At 38.3% G+C, this 18,960-nt stretch carries 15 protein-coding genes; 2 read left to right on the top strand and 13 right to left on the bottom strand.

The features are described from left to right. Window positions 1–737: 737 nt before the first annotated feature. Together J0H12_05560 and J0H12_05565 are read right to left on the bottom strand one after the other, a co-directional pair. Entirely contained in the window at window positions 738–1,145 is a 408-nt protein-coding gene (locus J0H12_05560; GenBank protein MBN9413370.1) for a hypothetical protein, read from the bottom strand. A gap of 4 nt (window positions 1,146–1,149) precedes the next feature. Further along, window positions 1,150–1,569 (bottom strand): hypothetical protein, encoded by a 420-nt coding sequence (locus J0H12_05565; protein MBN9413371.1) that lies wholly within the window; start codon window positions 1,567–1,569, stop codon window positions 1,150–1,152. 448 nt (window positions 1,570–2,017) lie between these two features. On the opposite strand from J0H12_05565, the gene J0H12_05570 reads away from it, so the two are divergent. After that, a complete protein-coding gene (locus J0H12_05570) occupies window positions 2,018–3,097 on the top strand; it encodes a cation:dicarboxylase symporter family transporter (protein ID MBN9413372.1) in 1,080 nt (359 codons plus the stop codon). 10 nt (window positions 3,098–3,107) lie between these two features. Here the strand turns inward: J0H12_05570 and lysS are convergent, their stop codons facing one another. The 10 genes from lysS to J0H12_05620 form a co-directional block, all read right to left on the bottom strand. Further along, entirely contained in the window at window positions 3,108–4,619 is a 1,512-nt protein-coding gene (gene lysS, locus J0H12_05575) for a lysine--tRNA ligase (protein MBN9413373.1), read from the bottom strand. A 91-nt stretch (window positions 4,620–4,710) separates the two neighbouring features. Beyond that, complete coding sequence (locus J0H12_05580; protein ID MBN9413374.1) at window positions 4,711–5,718, bottom strand: aspartate-semialdehyde dehydrogenase; 1,008 nt, start codon at window positions 5,716–5,718, stop codon at window positions 4,711–4,713. Between the two features lie 453 nt (window positions 5,719–6,171). Continuing rightward, a complete protein-coding gene (ald, locus tag J0H12_05585; GenBank protein ID MBN9413375.1) occupies window positions 6,172–7,290 on the bottom strand; it encodes an alanine dehydrogenase in 1,119 nt (372 codons plus the stop codon). A 74-nt stretch (window positions 7,291–7,364) separates the two neighbouring features. Beyond that, window positions 7,365–8,528, bottom strand: coding sequence for a type VI secretion system protein TssA (tssA, locus tag J0H12_05590; GenBank protein MBN9413376.1), 1,164 nt, complete (start codon window positions 8,526–8,528; stop codon window positions 7,365–7,367). Between the two features lies 1 nt (window position 8,529). Next, entirely contained in the window at window positions 8,530–12,795 is a 4,266-nt protein-coding gene (locus tag J0H12_05595; GenBank protein MBN9413377.1) for a hypothetical protein, read from the bottom strand. A gap of 9 nt (window positions 12,796–12,804) precedes the next feature. Further along, window positions 12,805–13,617, bottom strand: coding sequence for a DotU family type IV/VI secretion system protein (locus J0H12_05600; GenBank protein ID MBN9413378.1), 813 nt, complete (start codon window positions 13,615–13,617; stop codon window positions 12,805–12,807). Window positions 13,618–13,635: 18 nt separating this feature from the next. Further along, window positions 13,636–14,982 carry a type VI secretion system baseplate subunit TssK gene (gene tssK, locus J0H12_05605; GenBank protein ID MBN9413379.1) on the bottom strand — a complete coding sequence of 449 codons (1,347 nt, stop codon included), beginning with the start codon at window positions 14,980–14,982 and terminating at the stop codon, window positions 13,636–13,638. An 18-nt stretch (window positions 14,983–15,000) separates the two neighbouring features. Further along, entirely contained in the window at window positions 15,001–15,609 is a 609-nt protein-coding gene (locus J0H12_05610; protein ID MBN9413380.1) for a hypothetical protein, read from the bottom strand. Window positions 15,610–15,628: 19 nt separating this feature from the next. Continuing rightward, complete coding sequence (locus tag J0H12_05615) at window positions 15,629–16,690, bottom strand: SPOR domain-containing protein (protein ID MBN9413381.1); 1,062 nt, start codon at window positions 16,688–16,690, stop codon at window positions 15,629–15,631. Window positions 16,691–16,903: 213 nt separating this feature from the next. Further along, window positions 16,904–17,827, bottom strand: coding sequence for a ribokinase (locus J0H12_05620; GenBank protein ID MBN9413382.1), 924 nt, complete (start codon window positions 17,825–17,827; stop codon window positions 16,904–16,906). Between the two features lie 135 nt (window positions 17,828–17,962). On the opposite strand from J0H12_05620, the gene J0H12_05625 reads away from it, so the two are divergent. Next, window positions 17,963–18,364, top strand: coding sequence for a hypothetical protein (locus J0H12_05625; GenBank protein ID MBN9413383.1), 402 nt, complete (start codon window positions 17,963–17,965; stop codon window positions 18,362–18,364). Window positions 18,365–18,394: 30 nt separating this feature from the next. Here J0H12_05625 and J0H12_05630 read toward each other — a convergent pair whose 3' ends face one another. Further along, window positions 18,395–18,958: a DnaJ domain-containing protein gene (locus J0H12_05630; GenBank protein ID MBN9413384.1), complete on the bottom strand. Its 564-nt coding sequence runs from the start codon at window positions 18,956–18,958 to the stop codon at window positions 18,395–18,397. Window positions 18,959–18,960: the final 2 nt, after the last annotated feature.

An 18,960-nucleotide genomic window follows, 5' to 3' on the forward strand; every position in this document is an offset into this window, starting at 1 on the left:
AAATAAAGGTTTTAAGGGGTTTGAATGGATGAATTTAAGCGAATGACTTTCTGCGTCTTAAACCAAGGATCAACATCGTATGAAAGAAAGAGAGAAAAATAAAAAAATGACTTAGTGACTGACGAAACCGTACATCAAGGAATGTACACCACATCTTCAGAATCTTCAATGATTTTGAAGAGGACAAGTTCTCAGATTCCCTTGGTACCGGGGAAGAGAGAGACTAGACCAAAATTGGATGTTTGACAGCGTGAATAAATGAAACTAGAGGCCTTGTGAGGCAACTGGCAACTTCAGCGGAAGCAATGGAACCAAAAGTATTTTAAAAGAAACGTTTAATTTTCTATGGTTCAAAAAATAGATGAATGGTGGTGGAAAGGTTTGGAATAGATCTCATGGTGATAAGCTCGATCTATCGGCTGCTTGAGATTCTCGGGACACGCCCGAGAATGACGAAAAAGAGAGAGGCCAGGACTTCCATAGGTGAGATCTGAATAAGCATTGAGATAGGGGGAAATGCTACGTTGGCAGAAGTCTTAAATGAGAATGTCTGGGAATGATAAAAACAGAAAACCAAAGTTATTTAGCTCTGAGAGAGAGTGAATGAAAATTCTGAAAACAAGGGGGTAATCATTGTGGAAGGAAGAGAAATTATCAAAAAAAGAAAGACGAGATGATCCTTCTTCCTGTTATTATTTCAACAAGGAAGAAGGATTTGAAACGTCGGGCGATTGATCTCAAACGACTTTCGAATTTTGATCTTTCCGCAGTTTCGTAAAAAGAGGAAGTAAGAAGCCTGCCACCACAGAGACCGCTAAAATCAGCTCTTTGTGATTCGCATAAGCTTCTTTTAAATGCAAATCTTCGGCTTTATGTTTAAGAGTCTCAAGCGATTTATTAATCATGGTTTTTTGGCTTTTCTGGCGCGCGATCACCATTAAAATTCCCCCTACAAAAAGCAGAGAACCACTTAAAAGTAACCCTGTTTCAAAGGCTCCCAAAAAAGGAACAAGATAGTGAAATCCAAAATAAAGGCCAAAACCTAAACCGCCTAAGATAAAGCAAGTTCCAAGAGTGCATAACCAAGAGAACGATTTTTCTTTCGATTTCAAAAATAAATCCAAAAGATTTAAAGCAAACATCATCATTTTAACGCCTTAAGAGGTTAGAAAGTAAAATTCCTGCGCCAAAAGCCAATAAAACGGAGGCTAAGGGACGTTCTGCAATGCGATCTTCAAGCTCATCTAGTTTATCTTGGCCATAACTGATGATCTCTTCCCCTTTTTCTTTTAAAGAATCTGTGGAGAGTTGTTGAGATATGCCTTTCAATTCATCTTTAAGCTCATCAAAGATTTCTTGGGCAGCCCCTTTGAGATCATCAAAATCATCTGCCGCGGCATTTTTTAATTTTCCATAAGCTTTTTCGCCGTCCACTAAAAGTTTCTGTAAATTTTTAGATTTTTTGGGATTCAAATTGTAGGAAGCTGAATCTGAAATATCATTAATAATCGTACGGTATTTTTCGAGCCTATCGCCAAAGTTACGAATGATGCTATCATTGGTATACATAATTCTTCCTTCTCAATTATTTAAATAAAAATTCAAGGGAATCAGCTTACAAGGTACAGGGGAGTGAAAACGATTCTGTAAGCTGATTCCCTTAGGTTGTCCGAAGACATTTTTTATTTTAAGAAAGCCTATCAGAAACAAAAGTTGAAAAAAGTTGTCTTTTTCTCGTGTTATTTCGTAAGGACTTTAGGAGATTCTTAAATATTTAAGAGAGAGCAAGGTTTTTTTGATCAATAAAATTGTCGAAGATCCCTTTATTAAATGACACGCATGGATTATTGTTGAACCCTTATTTAAGGAAGAAAATTTTAAGGATCTCTAAAAAGTGTTTATAAGCTATTTAAAAAAGTTACAAAAAAATATTCTTTTTCAATTGGTTATGATATTTACTTTGGTCCTCTTTTTTGGGGAATGTTTTCCTCTTCTTCTGAAAGAAGGGGCTTATGCCGTGAGTCTTTCGATTAAAGAATTGCTTGTCTTCAGTTTGCCTTTAATCATTTTCAGCTATCTTACATCTTGTCTATTTTCCTTAAAGGGTGGCGCTTTAAAGTTTATAGTTTTTATTTTGATCGGCGTTATCCTTTCAAATACAATTTCAATTTTAGCGGCCTATGGCGTTAAAATGACAGGATTTTTAGAATTTAGTCTTCAAAAAGCAACCATTACAACTCCCTCTGTTATTCTGAAACCTTTATGGCAATTTAGTCTTCCGTTATGGATTAAAAATGATTGGGCTCTGTTTGCAGGCTTGGGAGTCGGTGCATTTTTAGCTATCTTTCCGCATCCACTCATTGAAAAAGGACTTCGAAAACTCAAAGGAAAAGTCGATTATCTGTTGAATAAAATCTTTATTCCATTGCTGCCGGTTTTTATTTTGGGCTTCATTTTGAAATTGAGCCATGAAGGTCAGTTACAACCCATCCTCAAAAATTATGCTCATATGTTTGGCATTATTATTACCGCTCTTACCCTCTATATTCTTTTGATGTATGGGGTTGCTGTAAAATTTAAAGCGAGCGCGTGGCGTCAGTGTTTAAAGAATGTTTTTCCCTCGACTGTGGCGGGATTTTCAACAATGTCGAGTGCCGCGACAATGCCAGTAACTCTTTATGCCGCTGAAAAAAATACCCATGGAAATAAGATGGTCGAAGCGATTATTCCTGCAACCGTAAATATTCATCTCATCGGTGATTCAATCGGGGTGCCGATTATGATGATGGTGGTGATGGCGGCTTTTGGGCATCCTCCGATGGATTTTTCAACATACCTCCTTTTTACAGGATACTTTTTGATGACAAAATTTGCGGTTGCGGCTATCCCTGGTGCGACGGTTATTCTTATTGTTCCTGTTCTTGAAGCCCATTTTGGGTTTACCGCTGAAATGTCAGCGTTGATCACGTCAATTTATATCTTGTTTGATCCGGTTATTACAGCCGCAAATGTGACTGGCAACGGGGCGTTTGCTATTCTTTTCGCAAATTTATTGAGCAAAAAGAAAGCCGCCCCTCGGCAAGCTTTCGTGGATTAAAAGAAGAACCTTATGCTTTAGGTCGCATGGTCGGAAAAGCGATGACGTCTCGAATGCTAGGTGAATTTGTTAATAGCATTACAAGGCGATCAATCCCGATTCCAAGGCCACCTGTTGGCGGGAAACCGTATTCCAGGGCCGTAATAAAGTCTTGATCGAAAGGCATTGTTTCTTCATTGCCACGGGCTTTCGCCGCAACTTGAGCCTCAAAACGTCCTTTTTGATCTAAGGGGTCTGCAAGCTCCGAAAATCCATTCGCAATCTCCCAAGCGTTCACATACGTCTCAAAGCGTTCTGTAAGGCGGGGGTTTTGAGGATGAGGTTTTGCCAAAGGCGAGATATCGAGCGGGAATTCTGTCACATGCGTTGGTTGAATCAAGGTGTGTTCAACTTTTTCAGCGAATAGCGTTTCGACAACACCACCCCACGAATCGGCGCTGCTCGCATTGATGCCTGCTTTTTGAGCTGCGGCCTTGGCTTCTTCAAGGGAATGAATTTGATGGAAATCAATTCCTGTTGCTTCTTTGACAAGCTCAAGCATAGGCTTGCGGGCCCAAGGTCCCTTGAAGTCAAGTTGGATATCATTGAAATCAAATAGAAGCTTTCCAAAAACCTTTTCAGCAACTGCCGAAACCATATTCTCGGTGAGTTCCATCATCTTATGACCATCCGCATACGCTTCATAGATTTCAATCATTGTGAATTCAGGGTTATGACGAGTTGAGAGGCCTTCATTGCGGAAATTTCTGTTAATTTCAAAAACTTTTTCAGAAAGGCCTCCGACAATAAGCCGCTTGAGGTAAAGCTCAGGTGCAATTCTTAAATAAAGCTCCATATCAAGGGCATTATGGTGGGTAATGAACGGTTTTGCCGCGGCTCCTCCTGCCAAAACATGCAACATCGGTGTTTCAACTTCGAGGAAATCTTTTTTATTCAAATAATCGCGAATGGCAACAATGATTTGTGAACGTTCACGAAGTGTTTGGCGAGACTCAGGATTTGCAATCAAGTCAAGGTATCGTTGACGATAGCGTGTTTCAACATCTTGAAGTCCATGATATTTTTCAGGTGGGGGAAGTAAGCTCTTGGAAAGAAGGGTCACTTCTTCGGCATTCACGGTAATTTCTCCACGAGGGGTGCGTCGCACGATTCCTTCAATCCCAATAAAATCCCCTAAATCAAGGAGTTTAATCAGCTCAAATTGTTCTTCAGTGAGATGATTTTTATGACAAAAGATCTGAAGTTTTTCATAAGGATCACTGAGATCAATGAACATACCACTGTTCCGAATGGAGGCAATACGTCCCGCAACGCGAACTTTATCTGTCGTTTCTTGGCCAGCTTCTAGAGAAGCATACGTTTGCTGAATTTGACTTAAAGTATGCGTTTTTTCATATCCTGAAGGATAAGGATCAATCCCTTTTTCACGCAAAATTTCAAGTTTTTTTAACCTGACATTGCGGAATTCATTTTCGTCTTCAGTGGGTGTATTTAAGGGCGTTGTCATGCGAATACCTATCATTTTATTTTGGGTGCATTTTCCACATAATAAGGGTGAGGGTCAAGAATTTGATCAAATTTATTAATTTGATCAATCTGATCAAAAAATTTAGTTATTTTTTTATAAGTTCTTCTAATATTTGCACAGCATTTAAAGCTGCGCCTTTTCGCAAATTATCAGCAGCGATCCAAAGGGAAAGCCCTGAAGCCACGGTTGTATCTTGACGTAAACGACTGACACAAACGACGTCTTCGCCGGCAATTTCAAGGGGCGTGATATATCCGTTCTCTTCGGGTCGATCAAGAACGAAAATGCCTTTTGATTTTTGAAGAGTCGTGCGTGCAGTCTCAACCGTGATCGGTTTCTCAAATTCAACGTTTACGGAAAGACAATGGCCAATGAACACTGGGACTCGGACGCAGGTTGCTGTGACCTTGAGAGGCATTTCAAAAATTTTCCGCGTCTCAAGGGCAATTTTTTCTTCTTCAGCTGTGAATCCATCTCGTTGAAAGCGATCAATTTGAGGAATGAGGTTAAAAGAAATTTGTTTTGGAAAGACATCTTCAGGAATATTTTCATTCACAAGGATAGCCCTTGTTTGGTTAAAAAGCTCATCCATTGCGGCGGATCCTGCCCCTGAAACGGATTGATAAGTCGACAGAACAATACGTTTAATCTGGGCAAGGTCATGCAGAGGCTTCAGGGCGACAGTTAAAGGAATGACAACACAATTAGGGCTGGCGATGATGCCGCGTTTTGGTTTTTCTTGAAGGCGATGACTATTGACCTCGGGAACGAGAAGAGGCACATCTGGTTCAAGGCGGAAATAAGAACTTTTATCCACAATCATTGCACCCGCAGCTGCGGCTTTGGGAAGATATTGCGCAGCAATTTTTGCGTCGACGGCGGAAATCACAAAATCAATTCCTGTAAAATCAAATTCTTCAAGCGCCAGCACAGGAAGAACTTTGTCTTCTCCAAAAGAGACTTCGATCCCTTTGGAACGGTTAGAAGCTAAAGCAAAGATTTCTTTAAGAGGAAAACGACGTTCGACTAAAATATTTAAGGCTTCTCGGCCGACATTGCCTGTGGCCCCTATAACTGCGATGCGATAAGTCATGTTGTTTTCCTAAGGTGTAAGATTTCTTCACCTATAATCAAGCTCAAAAAAGAAAGCTAGGATAAAATAATTTTTAGAGATGAATCTACGCTGTAACTTCTATGGATTGATATCTTGTAAGAGGCATCAGAGATTTTAAAGGTAATTGCTTCTTAAAAAGTTGAGCTGAGTTATTCCGTAGAGCCTGAGGCATAAATTTCTGACTATAGATATAAGATTCGAGAACGCATAAATTTCGGCAGAGCCCACGCCTCTTGAATCACATAAACAAGCACCATCAAATAAAGATTTAATAATCTTATTGTAGCATAAATCTTAATTTTATTTTTCATCTTGTTTTTTATTATTTAAAAAATTTTTTTATTGATGGTTAGGGAAGTTTTTTTCAAAGAAAAAGGTTAAATCAAGTTTTTGCTTAATTTAACCTTTTCATAAAAGACGCGTGAAGCTCAATTAGAATCCGACAGCTTCGTGAGCAGGAACATAGGCATAGCCGAGTTCTTTAGCAACGGCTTCATATGTGACATGACCATGAAAGACGTTGAGCCCGTTACAAAGATGTGGATCTTCAGCTAGAGCATTTTTGTAGCCTTTATTTGCAAGAGCAAGAACAAAAGGAAGCGTTGCATTGTTAAGGGCAAAAGTAGAAGTCCGAGCCACACCGCCGGGCATGTTTGCCACACAATAATGAACAATGCCATCCACAATATAGGTGGGATTGTCATGTGTTGTTGGGCGGCTTGTTTCAAAGCAACCACCTTGGTCAATTGCAACATCAACAAGCACTGAACCGGGGCGCATTTTTTTGAGCATATCGCGTGTCACGAGGCGAGGCGCTGCTGCACCAGGAACTAAAACTGCCCCAATAACAAGATCTGCTTTTGCAACATAGCGTTCAACGGCATCAAAAGTTGCATAAATTGTATTAAGGCGAGAGCCAAATTCTGCGTCTAATTGTTGAAGTCTTGTGAGAGAACGATCGATAACTGTGACATCTGCCTCAAGGCCAATCGACATTCTTAATGCATTTGTTCCAACGACACCACCGCCTAAGATTACAACGTGCGCAGGTTCAACACCTGGAACACCGCCGAGCAATACACCGGATCCGCCGGGGTATTTCTCAAGGTTATACGCACCAACTTGAACGGACATACGGCCTGCAACTTCACTCATAGGACGAAGGAGAGGGAGACCTCCTGTGCGATCAGTAACGGTCTCATAAGCAATTGCAACGCATTTTGAGTCAATGAGTCCTTGAGCTTGTTCGGGATCTGGCGCAAGATGGAGATAAGTAAAGAGGATTTGGTCCTCTTTTAACATTTTTGTTTCACTTGGTTGAGGCTCTTTAACTTTGACAATCATGTCAGCTTGCGCGAAAATTTCTTGTGCGGAAGATTTTATGTGAGCCCCAGCTTTTTGATAATCTTCATCGCTAAAACCGATTCCTATGCCAGCCCCAGTTTCAATAATGATCTCATGGCCATGATAGATAAGTTCGCGAACACTACTTGGCACAAGGCCAACACGATACTCGTGTGTTTTAATTTCTTTGGGAACACCAATACGCATTCAATAACTCCTTCTTAATGAACAATTCTTAGCAGAACGATATAGGCTTCTTTTGAACAAAAAGCAAATTTCTTTTAATAGGATGAATCCTGTTCTTTAGAATTTTGATTATTGACAGGTGGGATTCCTAAGATTTTTAAGGTTTTTATTAAATCTCCTCCGTCTTGAATAAGTTCAGCAAGGAGTTCACTTAAAGACATATCTCCCCAGGAAACAGCACGTCGAATCAAGTAAGGGGTTGGACTATGAGGTTCCACTTTAGCTAAGTAATCAGAAATTTCTGCAAGCATTTGATACGCTTGTTCCCGATTTGTAATTGTCTGAGGTGTATCTTTTTTCATTATTTTTTTTACCAAGTTAATAGAAGAAGCAATTTTGGAGGGTTTTTCTTCTGGTTTTTCATCTTCATTCTTTCCAGAGAGAGATGGGGGATGAAAGGGTTCTCTTTTTTTAAGGGTAAGTGTCGAAAAATCTTCTAATTTCTTAATTTCTTGTCGTAAGAGATTAAGAATTGAAGGATAATTCGAACATTTTTGTAAAATAAAAATTTCTAACTCATTAATAATTTTAATCGTATTTTGACAACTATTCACAAGGTCTTCATAAAATTCTGCTGGAGTCTGAGATTGGCTTTGAAGAAATTGGGACATTTTTACTGAGGGCTCATTCTGGGTTATTTTACTTTTTTGAGCGGCTTCATGTCCCATTTTGAGAGTGTTCTCATAACGAGCTGCAATTTCATAATCTGTATAAGTATAACCTTTATTTTTATTATGGGAGGTATGCGTAATTGCCATCAATCGAAGAGGGATAAGTAATTTTTCATTTAACCACTCAAGAGGCGCAAGTCGATATTCAATATCTTCTTTTTGAATTTGAGGATGGAGAGTTGTCCAGAAATTTTTACAGAGGCCAAGACAAAGTGTAATTCCCAATTCAAGTCCTTTCATCCCATACAGCCTCAGCCAAGCGTCTGTGAGCCATGCAGCAACTTGCAGATCTTTAGAGTCATTTTGCAAGATAGAACAGGCCAATTCTTCAACTTTTCCCCAATCTGCTTTTTTTAATTCTCTTTGCCAAATACCTAAAGAAAGAGCTTCATCTTCTTCGATGCGGGCATTTCGAAGTTGATCATAATGATGTTCATATTGTAAATACCGGCCAGATGGTTCTTTCCCCTTGAGAGGCGTTAAAAGAGATGAAATTTGCTTTGATGCTTTTTCTAATCCTAAAATCATTTTAAAAAGCCTTTTTCGAAGGTTGTCCCTTTAACATAAAAGAATCTAATAGGGGTGCCTGTATTGGGAAGCGTGGAAGGGCAATATATTTTATTTTTGAGCTTTCTTTTTCAGAGGATGCATTTTTCTCTTCTTTTTTACGTTTCACAGTCTCATGAAGAGCAATTCTTAAGTATACACGGCTATCTGTCGTTTTTTTCTCAAGAGTGGAAGGAGTATCTTCTTGAGGGTTCTCAAGTCTACATGTGGTCGGAATAATAAATTCTAATAATGAGCTTGGAGAATTTTTTAGGTTGGATGGTTCTGTCTCATAAGAGATATGTTCTTTAATGAGCTTGATGAGACTCCAACGTCCTGTATATACAAAACTTGCTTTAGGGCCAATCACAGTTAAATTTGATTGTCGAGGATCCGAAAGGGGGGACAGATCTCCATCTATCGCCCAGCGTAAATCAACAATAATAGGCATTCCCATGGTCCAAGAAGTTTTCAAATTCTTTTGACGGAAATCAAGTATTTGAGAGCCCACTTGCATACGCCAATCAATAATTTTATCTCCTCCGGCTTCACGTGTACGATCCGTACGGAATGAGACATCGAAATCAATCTTTGAAGGTATTGTTTGGTCTGCTTTTTGATCAATCGCAGCTAACATTAAAGCACGAATACTTTGAATATCTTTAACAAAGCGGATCGCTTCAGATTCAGTCCCATCGATTTTGGAATATTTCTCAAGAGAAGAAATTTCTTGTGAATCAAGCATATCGAAAAGTTCAAAGAAGGTTGTGACGTCATCTTGGTCAGCATCAAAAGTCTCGGAATTTTCTAACTTATGGCTGAAAGGAAAGCGTCCAGCAAGATGGGTGTTAAAGAATGTTGCAGCTTTATTGTAATGCTCAAAAGCGCGATAAACTGTCACATTTTTACATCTTTTTCTAAGTTGTTTGCTAATGGTGTTGCGAATATCAACAAAATAATCATTAAAGTCTGTGAAATCATCTTGGAAATCAAGAGAAGCACAATTTTCGAGCGTAATTTCATTGATGTCGTACGTTAAGAAATGTTCGAGAGCCACTAAAGAACTTCCAGGTGTTTTCTTCTCATAATCATCCACAGCTTTAATAATTCGTGTCCACCAATCGACGAGAGGAATATCAAAAGGAATGTCTTCAAGATAACCAATACTAAGAAGCGTAAGAATAGGTTCGGCAAGTTCTTTTGCAAGGAAGCTGACTCTGATCCTTTGAGCCTTTAAAAATGCTTTCATGTCATTAAGGTCGCGAACACCAAAAGCTTTTAACCCAACCATAAGACTTCCATCCCACCACACAAACATATCTTCGCGTGCAGCGTATAGATCATCATTTTCAAGAATTTTCTCAATTTTTTGTAATATATGCTGACTCTCATTTACGAGGAGTTGTCTCAGTTGAGTATTTTGAGTCACCAATCCACCTTCATCAAATACGCTAAAAATTCGAGCGAAGATCGGGACAACTTTAGTCACATTAAGAACTTGGGCTTGAAGAAGTTCTCGCGTTCCAAGACTTGTGCTGTTTGTTGGTTCATCACTAAGAACTTGAGACTGAGCCACATAGTTCAACAGACATTGACGCATACTATTGCGGCCAATTAGTTTCATGATGTTTTGGAGGATAGGAGGCATATTATTGAGACGTTGCCCGATGAAATCTTCGAAATTTTCAATTAATATTCCGGCTTTTTGCAGCGTAAGATCATCCCAAAATAAAAGCTTTCCTGTAGGAACTTTTGTCATTATTTGTTGATCAACAGATTTCATCATAAAAGGCTCTTCCAAAAACATTGACATATAATCAATGAAATGAATGAGGCCAGGAGAAGGGTCTGAAACCAGTTGCCCATTTCTCAGAGAAAATAAAGAACCTGTTAGAGGCGTTGAAAAACTCGCAAGGGCCAATTTAAATTTTACGAATTCTCTTTCAGAGATTCTATTTAATTCGATTGAAATATCTTTTCCTAATAACGTCGAAGTCGTAATTTGGCTAATGAGAGAACTATATCCAGGGCCTGGATCAAAAACATCTTTATCCGCCCAATCAAGGCGACCGCTCGACATAAGATCCGCAGCTGTAATTGCTTCGGCGACGATTTTTCGGAGATCTTCACTTTTATAAGTTCTTGTTTGAGCTGTATCGGAAAGTTGGACTAATTTTCTAGAAAGGCTTGAAAAAATAGGGAAAGTCTCGTCTAAATTAAAAGCGTGCTCAATAAAATTCTTGTAAATGATACCAAGTTTTTGTCCCGCTCCTATCTTAAAAGGATTTAAATCAATTGGCCGATCAACACTTAGAGAAAGAGCAGAACTATAATAATCTGCAGAGGTATAAAATTGAGAAGGTAGATCTTTATTGAAGAGATATTTTATAAGGGCCGCTAAGTCCTGAATATTACGACTATGTTCAAGGTTATTAAAGTTATGAACTTGCTGTTCAAGTTGTTGAATTTGCTGAACATAATTCTTAACTGCTAGAAAAGGTTGAGATACCAAAAGATTTGCCTCACCTTGGTTATATCCACTACTGGGGTATTCAAGTTTCTTCAAAGAAATAATATCTTCTATTTTCTTGATGATGGCAGAGTATAAAGAAGGCAGGATAATTCGATCATAAGCAGCTGAGAAAGAAAGGCGGATGTTATGATTTAAATGACTAAACCATGAGGTCGGAATAAAAAGTGAACTGACGTTGACAGTATCAACAGTCGTGAATTTTTCTAAAATAATATCAGCTTGTTGATCAAGATAGGCCAGAAAACGTGGATCGTCAGAAACGCCTCCTTTGAGACTCACGCCTTGAATAGATTTATCAATCTGAATAAGAGCAGGCATTGTCGTACTCAACCCTGTTTTAAGAGTATCATGAGCAAAAATAAGTCCCGCCAACCACATAATTCCTAAGGCTGCGGCGGTAGCTTTCACATAATTCAAAATTCTATTTGTGGAAATTAAAACTCTCATAATAGGTTGGGCCAAAGTTGATTCAGCAAAGATCTTTTTTTCAAATAAATCTGTCACAAAATAGAGGCGTTCCGAGAGAGGATTTTGGAATTCTTCTTCATTATTAAGATCAAAATCTGTCGTAATTTTTGGAAGTAGAGAAGGAGCAACTATAGATTCTATAAAAGTCCGGCCGGTTAAATAAATTCCTCGTAAGAAGAAAGATTCATGATAGGCGCTATCTTTGAAGATTTGGCCTAAATAAATTTGAAGATTTTCTTTAAGGTGAATAAATTCAAGAGGTAAGGTAAATACGCCATCAATAAGAGTTGTGGGGGCTTTTTGAGCTGTAAAAATAGAGGCTCGAAGGCGATCTAAGGTTCTATGAATATATCGAAATGCTTCATCGACCCAAGAAGTCAAAAAATTAGCATCAGTACTATACGGGCTTGACCATCCTAAAATTTCTTGTGAATTTCCAGAAGGAAGGGCTTCAACAAAGCTTTGGAATCCTGGCATAACGTCACTTTTTGTGAGCACCACATACACAGGAACTTTTATTCCTAAGATATTTTGAAGTTCCCAAAGTTTCGTATAGATAACTTTGGCACGTTCATATATTTCATTATGGCTTAATCTGTCTTCAGAGGTTAATTCATCGCATGGTATCGTTAAAATAATGCCATCAAGAGGACGTTTAGGACGAAAACGATTTAATAATTGTAAAAGATATCCCCAATCTTGATTATCAGATGAAAGAGAATTTTCGCGGAGGATAAAGGGACCATTTGGTTCGAGGATTACCGCGCCATCATAGAAACGCCAAATTAATTTAGAATGTTCTTCTGGGACCTCAAATTCGGGTCTTCCAATTGGAAGTTCAAGGTTTAAATTTTTTAATAAAGTGGTTTTTCCTGATCCTTCAGCCCCAACTAAAAGATACCAAGGCAACTCATATTGAGGTTCTCTAGAGCCTAGATATGTTTTTAAGATTTCTTCGGTCTGGCGAAATGAATTGCTCATTTCATCTTTGGGAAGTTGCCCCCATCCTAGATGAGAGAATTTGTCTTTAAAAGTTTTTCTCCATGCTAAAAAGCGTTTGAAGTAAGAGGTATTATTAGTTTGTAAAGGCTGGGGCGCTCGAGTTTTTGTTTTTTGTTTAAGGGATTTAGCAACTGTTTTTTGAGCAAAAAATACTAAAAATATAACTAATAAAACACCTAAAGCGAGTGCAATAAAAACGAAATAGGGAAGGTAGGGGAGAAAAGCTTGCAGAATTTCAGTAATCATTTAATCCTCCTACTGTTTTTTGCCTGATTCATATAGAATACGGTCAACAATTTTAAAAGTTTCAGATGTAACACTGTGCCACACTCCATAAGATGCCAATAATAACGTGGCAAAAGCGCTTGCGATGACAATCATCCATAAACGCACATCTTGAAGAAGTTTCACTTTTCGAGGTTCTGGTGTATGTGTATAGGCTTCTGGGAAAAGTCGTTCTTCTTCTTGATAGAGTTTAGGTTCCGAATGGTTAATAAAAACATAAAGCTGTCGAAGATAATGAGTTAGTTGACCTTCATCATTTGTATCTCGATATTTCCCTTGAAATCCAAGGCCTAGAGACAATAGATAAATTTGAGCAAGATCATTCCGCAACGGATCACGGGTGGCTAATAAATTTTCAAGCCTTGTAAAAAACTGTTCTCCAGCATCATGTGTTTCAAAGAAGAAAGATTCAAGAAGGTTATCTTCCCAATATTTACGACCTTTCCAATCTAAAGATAAGAAAATTTCATCCGCAAGGGCTGCCATAATATATTTGGTCTCAAGATAATAACTTACGGCAAATTCACCCCCAAACCGGCTAGATTCCATGGTTTGGCGTTCAATCAAAAGACGGAGTTCTTCTAAAAAACCTCTCGCTTGAGTTGCAATCGTTTCATTTTGATCTCCTGGGATATCATCTATGCCATCTCGAATAGGAAGCCATTGTTCAGTTTTAATTCTTTCTTTAATTTCAATGATTTTAGTGTAAAATTCTTCAAAATAACGAATCACAAAGGATGTTTCGTAATCTTCCTGCCGTCTTAAATTGATAGGGACACCCATAGCGTTTTCGCTCCTTTTTTACGTATTAATTTTTTCTAAATTATTTTTGGGGACATAGAGCACAAGTTCAATAGGTCTTTTTTCTTGGTTATCGGCGATATTGAAAATCTGCAAGTCTTGATCGGGTTTAATGAACTTAGGATCCGTTTCCACTGTAAATAAGAGGACATCTTTAGCGGGAAACAGATTTAATTCATTATCTCCTTCAATGATCTTTCGTGAAGCCCCAAGAATACGTTTGTCACGACTTGGTGCCACATGAGTTTCTGAAGCAATTAAAGTATTCATGAGCCATGCCACAAGATCTTTCTCATTCATAGCTGGTGATGCTTTGACTCCCAAAATTAAAGAATTTCCTATCCACTCACGTTTTAAAGGAAGAGAGAAAAGCCGATCTTTTTGATTAAAAGGAACAATGAAATATCCTTCTTGGATGCGGGCTAACATTAAATTAATGTAAGTAATTAATTCCACATAGCTGGTGCGAATATCATTATGTTGATAGGCATTGAAGACGGGAGGCATTTGCCCCAGATTAAGCGTAGAAACATGACTTGCGACTGTGGCTAGTTGTAAATATAATTGAAAAGGATGGGCTGTGCCTGCATGCAAGATTGCTTCTAAGGCTAATAACCCTGTTGTAAGGGCGCGAATACTTTGTTCAGCTTCTGCTGACATAATGTCGCCCGTATTACTATAAAGTTGATCTCCCAGAAAGGCTATTTTCTCACGCATTGTTTTTGCAAGACCTAAACCAAGAAGCCCAAGGGGTGAATCTGTTTCAACTTTTAAAAGAGGTGCAGTATAATCTGTAAGCGCAAATCCATTTGTTGCGTAATGAATCTCCATCAGAGGCAGGGCAACAAAGCGAGAAGGAGCCTCTTCTCCAATAAATAAACTTAAATTAGGCTGTAGAATTGGGAAAGCCATTTTTCCTTCACCAGTATTTTCATCAACGACTTGAAAGCCATCTTTTGACATAAAGCGGGCTTCTTCTCGAGAGACATTTAGGGTGCCAGGTTTGTATTCTGGTATTACCAAAAATACTTTAAGAGGTTTTGTTTTTAAGGTTTCAATAAAGGGAGTTAAGTTAATCTCAAGGAAATCACCTTCATTCGCGTAAGTCGAAACAACAAGACCATCCGGCATGATAGCTTCAAGTTCTAAGATGCGTAATTTACCAGCAACGAGGATAGCAGGATCGAAAGTGAAATGAGTGATGCCCCAGTGATGAGAAACAGCTGTGTTGATGTGAAAACTTAAGAGTTGATGTAAACGATGATCATTTTGTTGGAAATGTTGAGGCATTAATAGCATGCCTTCGTACCACTGGATTGCATCCCTTACGCGTCCTAATTTTGACATTTTTTCCCCCACTATTCTTTATAAATTTTTCTTCTCAACTTCTTCTTTTTGTTCTGTGACATCGATAGGTTTTGAGGCCATACCTGCACGGATTGTTTCAAGGAGCAGATCCTCCGCACTTTTTGCAGGGCCTGTTTTTTCAAAGCGGCACCCTTGTTCTAAAATACAAAAATCTTCATTTCTAAGTCTGAGATGAATATCTGTTGCGTTTCCAACGCGTTCTCGATGATTGCCTGGCGTTAAATAATCAGCAAAGATAACGATTCCTAAAGGTTCATCACCAGTCGCCTTAATTTCGTAATCAGAAATGGCTTGTCCTGGGGTTAATTCCCATCGATAAACTTGCACCAACTCAGGATAATCTCTTTTAATTTGGTCAGAAGAAGCGAAATAATCTGTCGAATTAATTTTCATAAGAGCTTTTAACAATTCCATTTTGTAAACAATAAGAAGTTCAATGGCTGTCGCGGAGTTACGATTTGCATCATTATCAAGAGAAATAGAGACTGTATTTAAATTTAATTTCGGATCTCGTGCATCATCATCTTTAGCACATCCCACGACGCACACGAGACTCAAGAGAGCAAAGAAATTTTTTAGGTGTTTAAGATTTTTGATCATACTCATTATTTACTCAATTCTTCATTTATTGGTTATGTTCCGCAGAAGTAATAGGCACAATACGTGTAGGTTGCCCTCCTTGTTCGCGCAAAATTTTGGAAGCATTTAAAGCTTCTTGAAAAGATTTATATTGTCCTGCTTGTACGGCATAAATAATTCCTTGAGGGCTCCATAAACGATTAAAGTGGCTGTCTGTGAAACCTCTTTTTTTAAGATCTTCGACATATTCTTGAGCCGTACTTTGATCTGTGAAATCACGTATATGAAGGGTGTAAAAGTTTTGACTTTTAAGAGGATTAGAATTCTCTTTAGATGACGTATTTTCTTCTTTTGAAGATTCTTTTTGAGGCGTTGATGAAGACGTTGTCATTTGAGAATTTTGTTGTTCATTTCCTATTTTTTCACTCACTTGAGAAAAAGCTTGATTGGTTTTTTGTTGCGCGATTGTTTGAGCTAGCCCCGTTGTGAGAGGGATAACAATACCCCCTAATTTAGATCCGAGAGTATCCCTAAGTTTACTTGTGACATTATTAAGTGCTTGGGCCACAGAAGATTGGGCCTGGAATTTAGCCGCTGCTAAAGTTTGTTGTTCTGCTTGAGTGACAAGAGAAGGTTCAATAACTTTGCGCCCTGAGGCTTTTGCAAGTTGTTGTTGGCGCATACTGTAAGAAGGTGTAGAAGAATTTTCAACCAGATTAGGATGTGTATTATTTCCTGAAAGCGGGGCAATTGTTTTTACGGCGGCTTGTGTAAGAGAATATCCGCCATAAGGAGGGAAGAGCGTATAACATGTGAGAAAACCAACAACAAAGAATAAAGTCGCCATGAATGCGAGAGCAATTAACAATATAAGGCTTGATATTTTTCCCAATTTTACTTCTCCATCAGCGGGTGTTTTTAAGATGGTCTTTTTCTTCATTTCAAGAGAAGCAAGATCATTCTCTAAGATTGTTGAGGCATCTTTAGGATCTTCTTGTGTTCTTTGAGTTATAAAATTTGGCAGAGGTTCATGTGGACGTTGTTGAGCAACGCGTAAACCCTCACGCCGTCTTACAACTCCATATAGAATCTCTTCTACTGTACTCATAAAGTCTCCTCATTCCTCTTTTCAAATTCAAAATATTTTAAGAGGATCAATATTTAATCCACTCTATTTAGATTAAAATTTAGTAAATTTTATGATGTTTTTATAAGAATTTAAAAGTATGTGTGAGTTAATTTATTGAAATAAAATGAAAAAATATTTTTGATTTTAAAAATATTCGTTTGAAAAATTTTTACTTACATAATGAAGATAAAATTATGTTGAGCGACGAGGGGTCGGAATTCTAGAAAGAGAAGCTTCTATTTGTTGAGAATCAGGAAGGCTTGGTTGAGCACCAACTGTGAGACAAGCAAGACTGCTGGCGACAGCGGCTCTTCTCAGGGCCTGATCAATTGGTAATCCTTTATCGAAAGCCGCGGCAAAAACGCCAACAAAGGCATCTCCTGCGGCGGTTGTGTCAACTGGTTTAATGGGGAGAGCTTGGACAAACCATGTGCCCAAGGGGTTACAAGCAAAAGCTCCATCAGCGCCTAGTGTTACAATACAAGTGATTCCATATTTTGAAGAAAGGCGACGTGCCGCAATTGCTGGAGAGATGACATCAAATCCTAAATGTAAGGCTAAAACTGTGGCTTCGATTTGATTCATCACAAGCACATCTAAGGATTGAATTAATTTATCTGAAATAGGTTGTGCAGGGGCCAAATTAAGAATTATTCGGGCTTTTTTTTGTTTTGCCCGCTCAATAAGTTTCCAATTTTCTTCTGGAGGAACTTCCATTTGAAGAAGTACGGTTGATTTTTCAGTCAATAGGTCGTCGGGAATGGTCGCCGAACTTGCTTCTAAATTAGCACCGCTTGCGATTGTAATCATATTTTCGCCCGTACTATCAACGCATATTGTTGCACAGCCAGTAGGTCGTTCACTGATTGTTAATGCAGAAATATCAACATTTGTTTTTTCAAGAAAATGACGCGCAATTTGGGCAAAACTATCGTTGCCTATACTCCCAAACATTTTAACTTTGGCCCCAGCTTTAGCCGCAGCAACAGCTTGATTGGCGCCTTTTCCACCAGGAAGAAGTTTGTATTCTTCACATAATACAATGTTCCCTGGTCTTGGCAGCATCTCAACAGGCAGTACCATATCTACATTGAGGGATCCAAAAACAATAATCATATTTTTAATTCATATTTGGGAAACTTCTTTTTATTATTAATAAAAGAAGAGAAAGCAAGAGGTCAACTAAAAACCCTATTCAAGCTTTGAACTTTCATAAAAAAGGTATATCTTTAACAAGGGGGGGATAAAATCATGTATCAAAAAATCAGCAAAAGAAATTATCTATGGGTACTCTTAGGGATGCTTTATAACAACACTGTTTTTGGTGTTAAAGAAGAACAGTCTGAAATTTATGCAGAAAGCTCAATTCCAGGCACGCCTATGGTACAGGATGTTGTCGTCGAAGAAAGAGAATTAGAATCCTCTATGAATAGTTTGAATAAAGAACCTCAAAGGGATGTTTTGTTCATAGAATCGGATCATTTAATGGAACATTTGGTCTCTTCGGGAGGGACGCCTTTTTCTCAATCAGAAATGTTAGGCATGACAGTTTCAGCTTCAAATCTTGACATCAAATCAAAAGAGGCTTTAGTTCAGCAAAAAGATTGGCTTGCTAAACTCATAGAAGAATATCTCCAACATTTTCGTGAGTGAGGCGGGGACTTAGGGCTCTGAAGAGAATGATTAGCGGATGACTTTTTTAAGGACGCCGTAAGCCTTATTAATCAGTTTCAATTTTTCTTCGGCTTCGGCACAGCCATTATTTACATCAGGATGATATATTTTTACGAGTTGGATATATTTTTGTTTTAAAGTTTCACCTGTCACAGGACCATTTAATTCCATTAATTTTAACGCGTTAGCTTCTTCTGTAGAGAGAGAATTCCAAGAGGATTCTTGCTGTTGTTGCTTAGAATTTTTATGGTCTCTATCGAGAAGATCAAAAGGATCTTTGATAAAAAAAGAAGTTTTAGAGGCGTCACTTCCAAAACGCCAAGATGGGCGTTGCCATGTGATATCTGAACGATAATGGTCTTCAATTTCATCTGTCCCCATGTCACGATAATAGTTCCATTGAGAATTATAAATTTGGATATGTTTCAAACAAAACCAATAATAAATTTGAAGTTGTTGAGGACTTTGAGGCGCTTTATAAAGAGCTTCTTCAAGACAACCAGATTCATCACAAATTCTTTTTTGTGGTTGGGGGTCTTCAAAAAAAGGATGAAGCTTATAAGTCGTTTTCATGG

This window comes from Candidatus Paracaedimonas acanthamoebae, from assembly GCA_017307065.1.
GTDB classification, from domain to species: Bacteria; Pseudomonadota; Alphaproteobacteria; order Caedimonadales; family Caedimonadaceae; genus Paracaedimonas; species Paracaedimonas acanthamoebae_A.